The sequence below is a fragment of the Methylomonas sp. EFPC1 genome (genome assembly GCF_016925515.1).
Lineage (GTDB): Bacteria > Pseudomonadota > Gammaproteobacteria > Methylococcales > Methylomonadaceae > Methylomonas > Methylomonas defluvii.
This window is the reverse complement of sequence record NZ_CP070494.1, coordinates 843,652-858,570: the sequence shown is the minus strand read 5'-3', so window position 1 is coordinate 858,570 and position 14,919 is coordinate 843,652. Positions and strand designations below refer to the sequence as shown.

General features: G+C 48.0%; 19 protein-coding genes. 4 read left to right on the top strand and 15 right to left on the bottom strand.

Annotated features, from left to right (window positions below):
• Positions 1-3: 3 nt before the first annotated feature.
• Together JWZ98_RS04100 and JWZ98_RS04095 are read right to left on the bottom strand one after the other, a co-directional pair.
• A complete protein-coding gene (locus JWZ98_RS04100; RefSeq protein WP_205453370.1) occupies positions 4-1,104 on the bottom strand; it encodes a radical SAM protein in 1,101 nt (366 codons plus the stop codon).
• Between the two features lie 130 nt (positions 1,105-1,234).
• Complete coding sequence (locus JWZ98_RS04095; RefSeq protein ID WP_205453369.1) at positions 1,235-4,003, bottom strand: Hsp70 family protein; 2,769 nt, start codon at positions 4,001-4,003, stop codon at positions 1,235-1,237.
• Between the two features lie 362 nt (positions 4,004-4,365).
• Between JWZ98_RS04095 and JWZ98_RS04090 the strand changes: the two genes are divergently transcribed.
• A complete protein-coding gene (locus tag JWZ98_RS04090) occupies positions 4,366-5,289 on the top strand; it encodes a matrixin family metalloprotease (RefSeq protein WP_205453368.1) in 924 nt (307 codons plus the stop codon).
• Positions 5,290-5,358: 69 nt separating this feature from the next.
• Here JWZ98_RS04090 and JWZ98_RS04085 read toward each other — a convergent pair whose 3' ends face one another.
• Positions 5,359-6,021 (bottom strand): protein-L-isoaspartate(D-aspartate) O-methyltransferase, encoded by a 663-nt coding sequence (locus JWZ98_RS04085; RefSeq protein WP_205453367.1) that lies wholly within the window; start codon positions 6,019-6,021, stop codon positions 5,359-5,361.
• Entirely contained in the window at positions 6,018-6,773 is a 756-nt protein-coding gene (gene surE / locus JWZ98_RS04080; protein WP_033157202.1) for a 5'/3'-nucleotidase SurE, read from the bottom strand. The genes JWZ98_RS04085 and surE overlap by 4 nt, the downstream gene beginning before the upstream one ends.
• Positions 6,774-6,837: 64 nt before the next feature.
• On the opposite strand from surE, the gene JWZ98_RS04075 reads away from it, so the two are divergent.
• Entirely contained in the window at positions 6,838-7,407 is a 570-nt protein-coding gene (locus tag JWZ98_RS04075) for a Smr/MutS family protein (protein WP_205453366.1), read from the top strand.
• Positions 7,408-7,414: 7 nt separating this feature from the next.
• Here the strand turns inward: JWZ98_RS04075 and JWZ98_RS04070 are convergent, their stop codons facing one another.
• On the bottom strand, positions 7,415-7,666 hold the full coding sequence (locus tag JWZ98_RS04070) for a hypothetical protein (RefSeq protein WP_205453365.1): 252 nt from the start codon (positions 7,664-7,666) through the stop codon (positions 7,415-7,417).
• On the opposite strand from JWZ98_RS04070, the gene JWZ98_RS04065 reads away from it, so the two are divergent.
• Positions 7,653-8,687: a glyceraldehyde 3-phosphate dehydrogenase NAD-binding domain-containing protein gene (locus tag JWZ98_RS04065; protein ID WP_205453364.1), complete on the top strand. Its 1,035-nt coding sequence runs from the start codon at positions 7,653-7,655 to the stop codon at positions 8,685-8,687. The genes JWZ98_RS04070 and JWZ98_RS04065 overlap by 14 nt on opposite strands.
• 57 nt (positions 8,688-8,744) lie before the next feature.
• On the top strand, positions 8,745-9,323 hold the full coding sequence (locus JWZ98_RS04060) for a DNA-deoxyinosine glycosylase (RefSeq protein ID WP_205453363.1): 579 nt from the start codon (positions 8,745-8,747) through the stop codon (positions 9,321-9,323).
• Positions 9,324-9,413: 90 nt separating this feature from the next.
• Here JWZ98_RS04060 and rplQ read toward each other — a convergent pair whose 3' ends face one another.
• The 10 genes from rplQ to rpsE form a co-directional block, all read right to left on the bottom strand.
• Positions 9,414-9,794, bottom strand: coding sequence for a 50S ribosomal protein L17 (rplQ, locus tag JWZ98_RS04055; RefSeq protein WP_033157205.1), 381 nt, complete (start codon positions 9,792-9,794; stop codon positions 9,414-9,416).
• 18 nt (positions 9,795-9,812) lie between these two features.
• Complete coding sequence (gene rpoA / locus JWZ98_RS04050; RefSeq protein WP_033157206.1) at positions 9,813-10,823, bottom strand: DNA-directed RNA polymerase subunit alpha; 1,011 nt, start codon at positions 10,821-10,823, stop codon at positions 9,813-9,815.
• 23 nt (positions 10,824-10,846) lie between these two features.
• A complete protein-coding gene (rpsD, locus tag JWZ98_RS04045; RefSeq protein ID WP_033157207.1) occupies positions 10,847-11,467 on the bottom strand; it encodes a 30S ribosomal protein S4 in 621 nt (206 codons plus the stop codon).
• 18 nt (positions 11,468-11,485) lie between these two features.
• The gene (gene rpsK, locus JWZ98_RS04040; RefSeq protein ID WP_020484822.1) at positions 11,486-11,872 is read right to left on the bottom strand and encodes a 30S ribosomal protein S11; all 387 of its coding nucleotides are present in this window, start codon (positions 11,870-11,872) and stop codon (positions 11,486-11,488) included.
• 23 nt (positions 11,873-11,895) lie between these two features.
• Positions 11,896-12,252, bottom strand: a complete 357-nt coding sequence (gene rpsM, locus JWZ98_RS04035) for a 30S ribosomal protein S13 (protein ID WP_020484821.1) — start codon at positions 12,250-12,252, stop codon at positions 11,896-11,898.
• Positions 12,253-12,328: 76 nt separating this feature from the next.
• Positions 12,329-12,442 (bottom strand): 50S ribosomal protein L36, encoded by a 114-nt coding sequence (rpmJ, locus tag JWZ98_RS04030; RefSeq protein ID WP_081607976.1) that lies wholly within the window; start codon positions 12,440-12,442, stop codon positions 12,329-12,331.
• 18 nt (positions 12,443-12,460) lie between these two features.
• Entirely contained in the window at positions 12,461-13,786 is a 1,326-nt protein-coding gene (secY, locus tag JWZ98_RS04025) for a preprotein translocase subunit SecY (protein ID WP_033157208.1), read from the bottom strand.
• Positions 13,787-14,221: a 50S ribosomal protein L15 gene (gene rplO, locus JWZ98_RS04020; protein ID WP_033157209.1), complete on the bottom strand. Its 435-nt coding sequence runs from the start codon at positions 14,219-14,221 to the stop codon at positions 13,787-13,789.
• Positions 14,221-14,406: a 50S ribosomal protein L30 gene (gene rpmD / locus JWZ98_RS04015; RefSeq protein WP_020484818.1), complete on the bottom strand. Its 186-nt coding sequence runs from the start codon at positions 14,404-14,406 to the stop codon at positions 14,221-14,223. The genes rplO and rpmD overlap by 1 nt, the downstream gene beginning before the upstream one ends.
• A gap of 6 nt (positions 14,407-14,412) precedes the next feature.
• Positions 14,413-14,919 (bottom strand): 30S ribosomal protein S5, encoded by a 507-nt coding sequence (gene rpsE / locus JWZ98_RS04010; RefSeq protein ID WP_020484817.1) that lies wholly within the window; start codon positions 14,917-14,919, stop codon positions 14,413-14,415.

Genomic DNA, 14,919 nt, shown 5'->3' with positions numbered 1-14,919 from the left:
GTCCTAGATAAAGTTGATATGGGCCGGCTGGTTGGCCGTGAGTTTGTCCAAATATTGATTAACCGATTCCATCCGGCAATTTTTGCGGCATTGGCTAATATCCAAGTCCTGGGTGATGTACTGCCAGTTCTGCCGGCGTTTCTCGCCTTCCCAGATGGATTGGAAAGACTGCTGATGGATATTGCCGTAAGCAAAGCGTTGATCGGTCAAATACGCGCTGCACCCGTAGACTTCGCCGTCAGCCATGATGTAGCCCCAAAAATACGGGGTGGCGTGGCAGGTTTTATAGCGTTGGGTTTCCGATTGGCTGTAGTTTTTCATGGTCTGTTCGCGGAACACCACGTTAAAACCATCGCCATTGAATTGGGCCAGTTCCTCGGCCATCCCCAGCAGATTGTCATAACGCAGGCTTTCGTAGCGGCGGGTTTCGCTGAATAGATGTTGGGAGTAAGGTTTGACGACCAGATAATCCAAACCGATTTCTCGGCAGATTTTTGCCAGCGTGGTTACTTCGTGCTGATTTTCCGGCAACAATAGAATTTGCGCACCCAGCGTGCAGGACAATTGCAGGGCTTTTTTATGTTCGACTGCTCGACGCAGATTGTTCAACACCAGATCAAAATCGGACGCCTTGGTTTGATGGATAGCCGCATAACTTTCGGCGCTGCCGGCATTCAGCGATACTTTGATCCAGGACACCAGCGGCAGGGATTGCTCGATAAAACGCTGATTCATCAACGTGCCGTTGGTGGTAAAAGATACGTCGATACCGGCGTCAAAAGTCCATTTAACGATTTCGTTAATTTCCTTGTGCAACATCGGCTCACCTTCGCCGGCGTACATGATGCTTTTTACCCCGAGTCTGCCCATCTCCGCCAAACGCTCCGCCAGAATTTTGACATCCAGACGCTGGGCTTTATATCCGATGTAATCGACAGCACAGAAGGTGCAACGATGGTTGCAGGCCCCTACCGGGGAGACTTCCATGTAGATGGGATATACGGCTTTCGCGAGCTGCCAATCATGCTTGCCGTCCAACCACTGCGCCACCCGCTGTGGGTGATACACCAGTTTATGGCTGTCTATACCGTATTTGTCTGCCATTTTTTTGTCGCTTAATCCGCTTTATGAGTGAAAAACCGCCTTTAACCAAGACTCAGCGATTTTTATGCCATTATCTGTCCGAGATAACGTACCGCTTGGAATTGTTATAACGGTTTCACAAAGCTTAGCATTAAACGATTAGTTTCAAGCCCGGCGGCAGCGCTTCGCCGAAGACTTGCTTTTCCTGCTGCTCATCAAGTTGTCTGAATTCGGTAACCATGTCTATCCAGGAAGATGGGGATTTAGTTTGTTTGAGCTTGTCGATCACCTTCGTGCGCAGCTGATCGTCGATGTCCCTGGCCCGATCGTCGCAGCGCCTGGCCAGCAAGGTGGCGGCAAAGCCGGCCTGGGTTAGCTTTTTCCAGTCAGCTTTCAGTAGCTGTTGCAGCCAACTCTCTACCGTGGCGGCTGGAATAACCTGATGATTGCTGCCGTGAAATAAAATCCGTCCGCCGATACGGCCGACCGCCCACCAACTTTGCTCGGGTTCCCCGGCTTTTTCCAGACGCTTTAGCAGCCATTCGCCCAGTTGAATTTTATCGGTAATTGTCAGTCTTTCCAGCGCCGCCGCCAAACGCACCATATCTTCGTAACCGCGTGTCGCCAGTTGCTTAGAGACGCCGGGCTGGCGCGCGGCAGCCGGGTTGATGTATTTAGCGATGTCGTTAAAGATGCGTTGCTGGGCATCCGCACTCAAGCCGCCGGCAACGCGCCGCCATAAGGTCCACCATTCGGCCCAGTTTTGCTTTTCGTTGACGAATTGCAAGCCTTCCGCATATAGCTTCCAAAGCTGCTCTACCCGCCAATCGTCAAGCGGGTAGCCAAAACCTGGCCGCAGGCAAAAGCCGGCCAGACTTAACCAGAGGCGTTCGTGCTGTTCGCTCCGCCGCCGATATTTACTGCCTCCCAATAAGGCCGTAAACAACTCGCGCAGCAACGGGGTTTGCCAGTCGCCGCGCGGTGCAGCGAGAATTTTTTCCAACTCAGCACGCAGGGTTTTGACCGCCTGCGGATCGACTTGTTTGGATTTGGCGCCGAATACGGCCTGAATTTTTTCCAGCGCTTGCGGTAATTGACCAGGCAGTTCGGCGTTGGCGATAATTTGGGCCTTTTTACGAATCTGAAACTCTACGTCCCATCGCTGGCTGGAATCGTCCACCGCCACGCACTGTATTTGCAAGGTACCGACTTCCGTATAAGTTGCCAGTAATTGCACCGCCACTTCGGTTTTTTGTTGGCCTTCGAATGCCACCGCTAGGGGAGGCAAGCTATGAAAACGTTCGTCATCGAGTTCGACAATGTCGCCTGGCTGATAAGTACTGTCTCCGCTACTGGACAACAAATGAAAACGTACCGGTTGCCCAACCCTAAGAGCGAATTGCCGATCGTTCAACAGAATCTCATGACCTTCCTCGCTTCCTTTCGGCAGGATACAAACGCCATGCCCGCCAAGCTTCCCATCACCACTTTTGACCACGGCATCAACCAGCAGAAAATAACTACGGGCGGCGCCACCGCCGATTTTCAACTTCTTGTCTCGGCGGGCAACCGCATAACTGACCGCGCCGTAAGCCACCGCCAATTCCGGATGGCTATTGTCCAGCAATAACGGCGGCTGCCCGCCGCGCCAACTGGCTAATAAATTGATTAAGCGTTGCACCATGGCCGAACTGCGAAACACGCCGCCGTTCAGTAATAAGGCGTCGGGGACTATTTGATGCTCTGTGCCCGTTCCACTCAACGCCATTTGCGCAGCCTGGGCATGCATTTGCAAAAAGGCGGCAATATGCTTACTGATAGCCGGCTCCGCCGCATAGGGCAAGCCAAACTCCACTACGCCGCTACGCTTCCTATCCGGCAGGTCTTGCAAGCCGGACATAGGTAAAAAGCCATCCAATGCAATTTGCTTAACCTCTTCTTTGCTCAGCGACGTACTTTTTGTGCCGCCAATCAACCTGGAGCCGCCACCCAACAAGGTTATGGCAACCTGCTCGGGCGCGTCGTCGGCTAATAGCTGTTCCTTGGCGACCCGACATTGCTCCAGCAATTGCGATAAATCGGCTGTCGAGAGTTTTTTATCGCCGGTTCGCAAGCGGCTTTCCGCTAGATGCGCCAGAGCCAGGTCAATATTGTCGCCCCCCAACATCAGGTGGTCGCCGACACCTATGCGCGTCAGCTTAGGCTCGTCAGCCCCCTGCTCAATCTTGATCAAGGTCAAATCGGTAGTACCACCACCGACATCGCAAACCAGCAATAACCGGCTATCGGCCAGACTGGATTTGATGGTACCGGCATGCCGGCGCAGCCAGTCGTAACAAACCGCTTGCGGCTCCTCCAACAACCTGACAGCACTCAAGCCAGCCATTTTGGCCGCCTCCAATGTTAAGGAGCGCGCGGACTCGTCAAAGGACGCTGGCACCGTAATCACCACTTCCTGAAGCGCAAGTGGTGCTTTGGGAAAACGGTGCTCCCAAACGGCGCAGACATGTCGCAAATAACTAGCACTGGCTTCCAGCGGCGAGACTTTAAATACCGATTCGTCACTGCCCCAGGGCAAAATGGCCGCACTGTGATCGACCGAGGTGTGCGACAACCAGCTTTTAGCGCTGGTAACCAATCGACCTTGCGACTTTGCACCCAGCGAGCGCGCCGCTTCACCAAGCACAGCGCCTTTTTCCTGAGTCAAAAATCCGGCTTCTTCCGTTATTTCGCCTGGCGCGGGATGGTATCGCACCGACGGCAATAGTGGCTTGGCGCTCACTTCGCCTGGCGCGATCAACTGAGGAATTTCGAACAAGTGAATAGCTTTAGCAGGGTCGCCTATATCGGAGTACGCGACCACGGTATGGGTAGTACCTAGATCGATTCCGACCGAATAAGTAGCAGTGTAGTTTTTCAAAAGGACTTAGTATGTTTATTCTAATTATTTAGGGCTGCCTGACAAGTATTCAAGCAGACGCGCGCGAGCGCCTATTTTAGTCGGCTTTCTGATCGAACACTCTCGTTTTTCTAGATAGCACTATCCAAACCGTGGTTGCCAGGTGAAATAGATTTCCACAAAGAACAATCTTTCGATGTGTTTCGAATAAAATGCTTGCGCGCCTAATGTTTGCGATGTTACTTTCCGCCTACGGCGACCATCAGTGCATTGCATTACTGAATGCGCCCACCGAGAACAAGATCTAGCGCTGTAAAGTAGTCGAGTCTGAATCAAGACTAGGCACCGCAGCAATTATTAACCAACTTGAACGAGTTAAATTCATGCTTATTAAACCTTCCGCATTAGCCGGCGTCGTGTTGCTGGCCGCCAGCCAATCAACAGAGGCAGTCGTCATCAATTTCGACTACACCTACGATGGCGGATTTTTCTCCGGCAGCAACGCAAGTAGACGAGACATCCTGGATGCCGCAGGCGGGTTTTTGGGAGGTATCTTAACCGACAGCTTGACTGCGATTACATCCGGCGGCATCAATAATTTCAGCGCGGTATTTCAACGTCCTGATACCGGCGCCAGCACCACCCTTAGCAATTTCAGCGTGGCAGCCGACACACTCACGGTGTTTGTGGGTGGACAGACCATGGGCGCCGGCAACCTGGGCTATGGCGGCTATGGCGGTTACAGCGTCAGCGGCACCCAAGATTTTTTGACCAATGCAGCACAACGTGGACAGTCAAATACGACCGGCCCGTCAGCAACTGATTTTGCGCCATGGGGTGGTCAATTGACCTTCAGCAGTTCGGCAAACTGGTATTTCGACCCGGATCTTTCTACCTCCGAGACATTTAGCGGTAATGATTTTTATTCGGTGGCACTGCATGAGTTGGGCCACTTATTGGGCCTAGGCAGTTCGGACTCGTGGGATAATCAAGCCTCAGGCTCCGGCTTTACCGGTGCTAATGCGGTAGCGGCTTATGGCGGCAATGTACCACTGGAGGGCGATAAGGTTCATTGGTTAGAGGGCACCAAAAGCACGGTAAACGGGATTGAGCAAGAAGCCGCCATGGACCCTACTTTGCGCGTCGGCACGCGCAAAGTATTTACGCAACTCGACCTCGCCGCGCTGAAAGATGTGGGCTGGCAAGTTTCGGTAACCGCTGTGCCGGTTCCTTCCGCCGTTTGGCTATTTGGCTCTGCTTTATTGGGTTTTATTGCCAGCAAACGTAAGCAGCATTTGAATTTCTAGCCAATTCATCACTGTCGCGCCGGACACGCCAATTGGCTAATAAAACCGGCGCGATAAAGCGATTAAAACTTATTGACTGACACCTGATAAAAACGGCACAAAACTTACCCGCTCTATTACTTCATCCTCAAAGCCCTGCTCGGTGCGGGTTACCCGATGTAATTCCTGCATCCCTTCCAGCCCGACCGGAATCACCATTACACCGCCCACAGCCATTTGCTCAAGTAAGGCTTCCGGAATTTCCGCCGGTGCGGCGGCAGCTAATATCCCATCATATGGCGCGTGCTCCGGCCAGCCCCAGCCACCATCGCTATGCTTAAAACCCACAGTCTTGATACCCAACTCCCATAGGGTATCCCGGGCTTTTTTCATCAACGGCGCAATCCGTTCCACCGAATAAACTTGCGCTACCAGCTTCGACAATATTGCGGTTTGGTAGCCGCAACCCGTACCAATTTCCAGTACTTTGAGCAGCGGACCTTTCTCCAATAGCAATTCCGTCATTTTGGCAACGATATACGGCTGCGATATAGTTTGATTGTGGCCGATAGGTAAGGCAGTATCCTCATAAGCGCGACTCTCCAAAGCTTCGTCGACAAAAATATGCCTAGGTGTGTCAGACATTACCGCCAGGACTTTACTGTTATAGATGCCTTGCTCGCGCAGCCTAGAAATCATCCGTTCCCTGGTCCGCCGAGAAGTCATGCCTATACCCTGGATGCGTCTACTCATACGAGCGCCTCCATTGCCAGCCATTCGCTCAATCCCTCCAATCGTTCATATCGCGTTAAATCCAACTGTAACGGCGTTACGGACACGTATCCGTTTCTTATCGCATCAAAATCAGTACCTGGCCCCGCGTCTTGTTCGCTGCCGGGCGGTCCCACCCAGTAAATAACCTGCCCCCGCGGATCATGGGAACGTATTACTGGTTCCGCTTTGTGCCGCTGCCCGAGTCGGGTAGATTGATAACCTTTTAATTCAGCAATCGGTAAATCAGGCACGTTGACGTTTAACAAAGTGTCTTCCGGCAAGGGATGAGCGAGGATTTTTTGCATTATTGTCACAGCCACATGTGCCGCCGTATCGAAATGTTTAGGGTCGCTGGATGCTAAAGAGATAGCCACCGCAGGCAGCCCAAGAAAACGCCCTTCGGTAGCCGCAGCCACGGTGCCCGAATAAAGCACATCGTCGCCAAGATTGGCGCCATGATTGATACCGGCGAATACCATATCCGGTTCGTTCGCTAATAGTCCTGTAATCGCCAGATGAACGCAATCCGTCGGCGTACCATCCACCCTGACAAAACCGTTTTCACATTGAGTGGCGCGCAAAGGCATATCCAGGGTTAAAGAATTGCTTGCGGCACTCCGGTTTTTATCTGGCGCCACTACTGATACGTTGGCGTGTTGACGCAGAGCTTCGGCCAATGTGTTGATGCCTTGCGCTAAATAACCGTCGTCGTTGCTGATTAGTATGTGCATACTGCCGTAAAACGCTTTAAAATTCCCGCATAGTAGCAAAAAAAGCGCAAAACCAGCAGCTTACGTGACAAAAAAAACCACTTCCGCAGACGATGTCCTCTTGTTTCGAAACTCGATCGGCAAAGTCCAAACCATAGACACCAATACCGTTATTCTTAAGCCTGATAAGAAACCGCGGCCAATGCCTTCATTTAAGCCGCTCGAGCAGGTTGATCCGTTACAAAAAGATGTTGAGGGTAGCTTGGAGACCCTGTTCCAAGAAGACAAGATCGCCTTCCTGGTGCCAGGCATGCAAAAAAGCGTCATCAAAAAGCTTCGTAAGGGGTATTACGGTCTGGATGCCGACATCGATCTACATGGCTTAAGCAGCCGCGATGCACAACAGCAATTATTGCGCTTTTTACACTATTGCGTTGAAGACGGTTATCGCTGCGTACACATCATACACGGCAAGGGGTACAACTCTACGGACAATCAGCCAGTCTTAAAAAATGATATTAATCTCTGGCTACGCCAACATAAAGATGTCCTGGCGTTTTGCTCCGCTCCCCCCAAGGCTGGCGGTACAGGTGCATTGTTCGTACTGTTACGCTTATCAGAAAAATTTGTGACATCCGAAGACGAGCCTCAATAACGCCCGTTTAGGCTACTCCAAAATCTCCCGCCTCTACCCAAACAAACGCAACTCCGTTCGCTATATTTTGCTTTGCCTTGACTTGTCCGGCTTGTTGCTCTAGTTTTTCAGCATTGCTGCTCCTTATCATGAAAATAATAACGAAACCAACGCCATGACCACAAATCAACACCAGCGACCTCTCCAAACCACAGGAGAAATTGGCGTTTCTACGCAAAGCACTATCGAAGCGGGGATTTTCAACAATGAGCCTTAACATTGGGATCGTGGGTTTAGGCAGAATTGGTCGCGGGGTATTAAGAGGAAATTTCGCACAAGAAAAAGGCGGCAGATTCGATATACGTGTAGTCTGTGACGTAATGGCTATCGATCACGTTGCTTACCTGTTAGCAAACGATAGCACCTATGGCCGCCCCCCATTTAATGTAGATTGCGATGGCGACGATTTAATCATAGACGGCAAAAGAGTTCGCTATCAGAAGGTAGACCGGCGCCGTAGTTCGCCCGAGGACGGCAGCTGGGAAGTATTGCGCCAATTTGATCTCGATGTATTATTTGACGCCACGGGCACCGCCACAATCCATGATTTCCGCTCATTGATAACGCAGGAAGTCGCTAAAAAAATCCTTTGCACTTGGAATGTCAGCGGTTGCGATATCAGTGTGGTATTCGGAGTAAATCATTCGGCGTACGATCCATTACACCATGACGTCATCTCGGCCAGTACCTGCACGGGTAACGCTCTGGTTCCTATCTGTCATGTACTTGATAAGCACATTGGCATCAATTTCGCCCGAGCCATCACTATCCATCCGCAACTTTCAGATCAACGTGTATTGGATGGTTATCACGCATCATCCCAACTTGGCCGCGGGTGCGCGTCTTCCATTATCCCAACCAGCACGAACGTAGGTAAATCCACGACATTGGTATTACCAAGACTGGAAGGCAAATTGGACGCTATGTCCTACAGAGTGCCAACTGCAATTGTCTCAGTTATTGATTTAACAGCCACTCTTTCTAGGAAAACGTCACTAGAAGAATGTGTAGAACTGTTTGAAGACTACGCCAACAAACAATTAGCAGGAATTATTCATTGTGACTATGGCGCATGGGGCCATCAAAAGGCTAGCATCGACTATATGGAAACCCAATATTCCGCAATATTGTTGATGCATCATCTGACTGTCAGCCAAGGCCACCATCTCGGCCTATCTTTAATGCACGACAATGAGCACGCATACTGCTGCCGAGTATTAGACGTATTGGGCATTTTATAAAACTAGTGCCAGCAAGCTTACCGAACACTCAATGAAACCCGATCACATTCTGGCAGAATGAACCGAATAACAAGCTTCTCAGCGGCCTCTTCACCGGATGCAACAGTTTTGATTCTGGGCAGCATCCCTGGAAAAGCATCACTGGAGGCTAATCGATATTACGCGCATCCACAGAATCAATTTTGGCCTATCATAACCGAACTTCTGGAACTCAATCCTAGTAGCTCATACTTAGCGAGAATAGAATCAATAAAATTAGCCGGCATTGCACTATGGGATGTAGTTAAGTCATGCCATCGGCACAACAGCAGTCTCGATTCAAAAATAGACAAAAACAGTATTGTTACGAATGATTTTCCAGGATTTTTCCTAAACCACCCCTATATTACGCATATATTCTTTAATGGCTTAACTGCAGAAAAAACCTTTCAAAAGCATGTTCAACCTTATATATGCACAGATCGGTTTACGTACCACCGATTACCCTCTACAAGCCCGGCGCATGCAGCGATGGCTTTTCAACAAAAGCTGGACAGTTGGCGCATATTAACAACAGCAATAGCAGAAGCCACTTACAGCAAAACAATAGAGACTTCAAAAACAAACCAAACAAGCAGACCAAGAAATATATTCTAGGAATATAAATTAACGCTGAACATTACACAAACAAAAACGGCAGAGAAGCCGTCTAGCTAATCTGCCGCTACACGCCCAATATTAAGGCATTTATTCTTCAGTTTGTACAGGCTCTGGCCTATCTACCAACTCGACGTAAGCCATAGGTGCGTCATCACCAGGCCGAAATCCGCACTTTATAATCCTCAAATACCCACCGTTTCTGGATTGATACCTTGGACCAAGCTCGTTAAATAATTTCGTCACAACATCTCTATCACGCAACTTAGAGAACGCCTGACGACGTTTCGCGACTGAGTCGTTTTTAGATAATGTAATCAAAGGCTCGGCGATCACGCGCAACTCTTTTGCTTTTGGTAACGTAGTCTTGATTAACTCGTGTCTAAACAAAGAGCAAGCCATGTTGCTAAATAGCGCTTTTCTGTGGCTACTATTTTTATTTAACTGTCTTCCAGATTTACGGTGTCTCATTTTTCAAATGCCTTATATTCAAATTCCAGCTTGCGATTGATCAGCCAGATTTTCAGGTGGCCAGTTTTCCAAGCGCATACCCAATGACAGACCTTTAATTGCAAGAATATCTTTAATTTCCGTTAACGACTTCTTACCCAGATTAGGTGTCCTCAACAACTCCACTTCGGTCCGCTGAATCAGATCGCCGATATAGAAAATGTTTTCCGCCTTTAGGCAGTTGGCAGAACGAACCGTCAACTCCAAATCATCTACAGGACGTAGCAGGACTGGATCGAACGACTCTTCCTCAATTGCTACCTCCTCATGTATCTGTTCGTTAACTTTTTCAAAATCTACGAACACAGATAACTGGTCATGAAGAATAGAAGCGGCTAATTTGATCGCCTGCTCAGGATCAACCGTACCATTTGTCTCCAATTCTATAACGAGCCTATCCAGATTAGTGCGTTGTTCGACACGAGTGCTTTCTACATGATAAGCGACCTTTACTATAGGACTAAACGCCGCATCAACCATTAACACACCGACCGGGGCGTCGTCATTCATCTCTTTCCTCAGACTGGCAGGAACATAACCCCGACCTCTCTCGACCTTAATCTTGATGTTGAGTGAGCAGTCTTGATTGTTGATGTTTGCGATTATCAGATCCGGGTTTACTAACTCCACATTATGGGGTAGTTCAATATCCCGAGCAGTTACGACACCAACACCCGATTTAGCCAGCGTGAGAGTCACTTCATCCTTAGAATGAACGACGACAGCAAGTTTCTTAAGGTTCAGTATTATGTCTATGACATCTTCTTGAACACCTTCTATCGTGGTGAATTCATGCAACACACCTTCGATAGAAATTTCTGTAACCGCGCAACCTGGAATTGAAGACAGCATGACCCGCCTCAAAGCATTGCCTAAAGAATGCCCGAAGCCGCGCTCCAGAGGCTCGATAACGATTCTCGAGTGGTTGGCCGATTCGTTAATCACCTCGACAAGTCTAGGCTTAAGTAGGCCAACAATAGAACTCTGCATAATTTAAATCCTGGACTTATTTATTACTTAGAATAAAGCTCAACAACCAGCTGCTCGTTGATGTCAGAGCCTAAATCCACGCGATCAGGCACAGACTTGAATGTTCCACTCATCTCTTTGGAATTAACTTCTACCCAAACTGGAAAGCCATACTGCTCGGCAACAACCAGCGAGTCTTTAATACGTTGTTGGCTCTTAGCTTTTTCTCTAACCTTAATTACATCGCCGGCAGCGACTTGGTATGAAGGTATATTAATTAACCTATCGTTTACCAAAATCGCTTTGTGAGATACCAACTGCCTTGCTTCCGCTCGGGTAGCAGCGTACCCCATACGGTAAACGACGTTGTCCAATCGAGACTCTAAAAAATCAAGCAAATTTTGACCAGTAGCGCCTTTTTGTAGGTCAGCAGCTTTGTAATAGTTCCGGAATTGCTTTTCCAAAACCCCGTATATGCGGCGCAAGCGCTGTTTGGCGCGGAGCTGCATAGCATAATCAGAATTCCTTGTACGCTTAGCGCCATGTTGACCAGGTCTTTGTTCTAATTTACATTTGCTTTCCAGAGATTTACCTCTGCTTTTCAAAAATAAATCAGTACCTTCCCTACGACTCAGCTTGCAAGCAGGACCAAGATATCTTGCCATTAAATTTACTCCACTATCCTAAACACGACGTTTTTTGGGTGGACGGCAACCATTATGAGGTATGGGAGTAACGTCCACGATATTTGAAATTTTGAACCCCATACTGTTCAAAGAGCGAACAGCAGATTCCCTACCAGGGCCGGGGCCCTTAATCATAACATCCAGATTTTTCATACCGTATTCCTGAGCTACCGCTCCTGCTTTCTCAGCAGCCACCTGCGCTGCGAAAGGTGTGCTTTTGCGTGAGCCACGGAAACCGGATCCACCAGATGTAGCCCAAGATAACGCGTTACCTTTTCTGTCTGTAATAGTAACGATTGTATTGTTAAAGGAAGCGTGGACATGAACGATACCGTCCGCTACTTCTTTCTTAATACGCTTTTTAACTCGATTCTGGGTTGCCATCAAAAATGCCTATCTAGATGTATTTATTTAGTAACTGACTTGCGCGGACCTTTACGAGTCCGAGCATTTGTTCTGGTTCTTTGTCCTCTCAATGGCAAACCACGGCGATGCCTGATACCACGATAACAACCCAGATCCATTAATCTTTTAATATTCATTGAGACTTCTCTGCGAAGATCACCTTCTACAGTCATCGCAGAAATAACCTTACGTATAGATTCAACTTGATCCTCAGAAAGGTCTCGAATCTTGACGGTTGGCTGAACCCCAACTTCATCGCAGATATTTCTAGCAGTTTGTCTGCCAATTCCATAGATAGCAGTCAACGCTATCTCCGCATGCTTATGGTCAGCCACGTTTATACCGGCAATACGAGCCATTCAGATACTCCAAAAACAGTACTATAAGGTTAAACAGGGGATTATATCACCCTGCAAAATAAATCACAAAAACAAGTTAGCCTTGACGCTGTTTGTGTCTGCCATCTTTACAGATAACTCGCACAACGCCGTTTCTTTTAATTACTTTACAACTTTTGCATATGGCTTTTATTGAAGCTCGTACTTTCACGGCAAACTCCTGGAAATTTTAAGATTTTTTCAAATTGGCTTTTTTCATCAAGCCTTCGTATTGCTGCGACATTAAATGCGTCTGCATTTGCGAAATAAAGTCCATCACAACAACCACAATGATAAGCAAAGAGGTGCCACCAAAAGAAAAGGGCACATTCCAATAGACGATCAGAAACTCAGGCAACAAACATATCAATGTGATGTAAACAGCACCTATCAAAGTGAGCCGCGTCATTACCTTATCGATATAACTGGTAGTGTGAGCCCCCGGCCTAATTCCAGGCAAATAAGCACCTGATTTCTTAAGGTTTTCCGCGGTTTCCTTTGAATTGAAAACCAGAGCGGTATAAAAGAAACAAAAGAACACAATAGCCAACGCATAGCATAGAACGTACACAGGCTGACCGGGAGAAAGCACCGACGAAATATCCTGAAGCCAAGAAAAGCCATCAACATTCCCGAACCATCCTGCTATTGTCGCGGGAAATAAAATAATGCTTGATGCAAAAATGGGCGGTATAACGCCTGCCATATTCAACTTAAGCGGCAAAAAGGAACTTTGCCCTGAATAGACCTTGTTGCCTTGCTGCCTTTTTGGATAATTAATGGTTATCCGTCTTTGCCCTCTTTCAACAAAAACAACAACACCCGTTACAACTATCGACAAAGCGAACAACACAACAATAAACGCCCCATTCATTTCACCAGTACGCGCGAGCTCTAGGGTTCCGCCAATTGCGGAAGGCAATCCAGATACGATACCGGCAAATATAATTAGCGATATACCATTGCCTATCCCCCTTTCCGTAACCTGCTCCCCAAGCCACATTAAGAATATCGTACCGGTGACTAAAGTAATAGTTGTTATAAGAACGAAACTGATACCAGGCTGGATAACAACAGCTAGACCACCCGCAGTTTGGTTTTGCAAGGCTACCGAGATGCCTATCGATTGAAACATCGCCAAAACGACGGTGCCATAGCGAGTGTACTGAGAAATTTTTCTACGCCCGGACTCACCTTCTTTTTTTAGCTGCTCCATAGCAGGTATGACAATAGTCATAAGCTGCATAATAATAGACGCTGAGATGTATGGCATTATACCCAGCGCAAACAGGCTCAAACGCATCAACGCACCACCCGAAAACATGTTAAACATGTTTAAGATAGAACCCGACTGCTGCTCAAACATTATTGATAACGCTTTTGGATCTATACCCGGAACGGGGATATGAGCGCCAATTCTGTATACGACAAATGCGCCTAAAACAAACAACAATCTTGACTTGAGCTCACCAAACCGAAATGTGCCTGCAGCAACATCAACTCCTTTAGCACTCACTTAAGCCTCGACTTTGCCACCAGCAGCTTCAATAGTTAACTTTGCACCAGCCGTAACGCCAAGTCCTTTTAAAACCAAAGACCGAGTAACTGTTCCAGTATTCACTACTTTAACTTGTTTTGAAAATACCGGGATAATGTTCTCACTGATCAGTAATTGAATATCTACAACATCAGCCTGAAGAGCATCAATTTCAGCCAAACGAACCTCGGCAGTAAATTTCTTTGTTCTGGAGGTAAAGCCAACCTTTGGAAGTCTACGCTGCAAAGGCATCTGACCGCCCTCAAAGCCCACTTTATGAAACCCCCCGGAACGGGCCTTTTGACCTTTATGACCTCTACCGCAGGTTTTACCATCAGTAGATCCTATACCACGCCCGACGCGCTTTGCCTTTTTTCTGGCGCCGCATGCAGATTGTATTGTGTTCAGATACATTAAACTTCCTCAACCTTTAGCATATATGCGATTTTATTGATCATCCCGCGATTCTCAGGCGTGTCGATAACCTCAACGACCTGCCGGATTCTGCTCAAACCCAATCCTTTTAAACACTGCTGATGACTCTTTAAGCGACCATTTTTACTTTTTGTCATCATTACGCTTAATTTTTTGCCACTCATATCGTTTTACCCTGTTATTTGATCAACAGATAAACCGCGCTTTGCTGCGATTTTCTTAGCGTCATGCATTGCGGTCAAACCATTAATTGTCGCGCGCACAACATTGATCGGGTTACTCGTACCGATACATTTAGCCAGTACATTATGCACACCGACGACCTCGAATACGGCGCGCATAGCACCGCCGGCAATGATTCCGGTACCTTCTGAAGCCGGTTGCATGTAAACCTTAGCCGCACCAGTGTTAGACATAATTGAATATTGTAACGTACCTTCTTTCAACGCTACTTTGCGCATGTTCTTCCTTGCCTGCTCAAGCGACTTTTGAATCGCTACAGGCACTTCTCTTGCTTTTGAAACGCCATAACCAACACGCCCGTCGCCGTCACCGACGACCGTAAGCGCAGCAAAACCAAAAACTCGACCGCCTTTAACTACTTTTGCAACACGTCTTACCGAAACCAATTTTTCCTGTAATCCGTCTGTACTACCTTGAGATGGTGCTGTTGCCAT

Excerpts from the sequence above, each read along its gene's own strand:
- JWZ98_RS04100 (WP_205453370.1), bottom strand. The coding sequence starts at position 1,104 with ATGGCAGACAAATACGGTATAGACAGCCATAAACTGGTGTATCACCCA.
- JWZ98_RS04090 (WP_205453368.1), top strand. The coding sequence starts at position 4,366 with ATGCTTATTAAACCTTCCGCATTAGCCGGCGTCGTGTTGCTGGCCGCC.
- JWZ98_RS04085 (WP_205453367.1), bottom strand. The coding sequence starts at position 6,021 with ATGAGTAGACGCATCCAGGGTATAGGCATGACTTCTCGGCGGACCAGG.
- surE (WP_033157202.1), bottom strand. The coding sequence starts at position 6,773 with ATGCACATACTAATCAGCAACGACGACGGTTATTTAGCGCAAGGCATC.
- JWZ98_RS04065 (WP_205453364.1), top strand. The coding sequence starts at position 7,653 with ATGAGCCTTAACATTGGGATCGTGGGTTTAGGCAGAATTGGTCGCGGG.
- JWZ98_RS04070 (WP_205453365.1), bottom strand. The coding sequence starts at position 7,666 with ATGTTAAGGCTCATTGTTGAAAATCCCCGCTTCGATAGTGCTTTGCGT.
- JWZ98_RS04060 (WP_205453363.1), top strand. The coding sequence starts at position 8,745 with ATGAACCGAATAACAAGCTTCTCAGCGGCCTCTTCACCGGATGCAACA.
- rplQ (WP_033157205.1), bottom strand. The coding sequence starts at position 9,794 with ATGAGACACCGTAAATCTGGAAGACAGTTAAATAAAAATAGTAGCCAC.
- rpoA (WP_033157206.1), bottom strand. The coding sequence starts at position 10,823 with ATGCAGAGTTCTATTGTTGGCCTACTTAAGCCTAGACTTGTCGAGGTG.
- rpsD (WP_033157207.1), bottom strand. The coding sequence starts at position 11,467 with ATGGCAAGATATCTTGGTCCTGCTTGCAAGCTGAGTCGTAGGGAAGGT.
- rpsK (WP_020484822.1), bottom strand. The coding sequence starts at position 11,872 with ATGGCAACCCAGAATCGAGTTAAAAAGCGTATTAAGAAAGAAGTAGCG.
- rpsM (WP_020484821.1), bottom strand. The coding sequence starts at position 12,252 with ATGGCTCGTATTGCCGGTATAAACGTGGCTGACCATAAGCATGCGGAG.
- rplO (WP_033157209.1), bottom strand. The coding sequence starts at position 14,221 with ATGTATCTGAACACAATACAATCTGCATGCGGCGCCAGAAAAAAGGCA.
- rpmD (WP_020484818.1), bottom strand. The coding sequence starts at position 14,406 with ATGAGTGGCAAAAAATTAAGCGTAATGATGACAAAAAGTAAAAATGGT.
- rpsE (WP_020484817.1), bottom strand. The coding sequence starts at position 14,919 with ATGGCAACAGCACCATCTCAAGGTAGTACAGACGGATTACAGGAAAAA.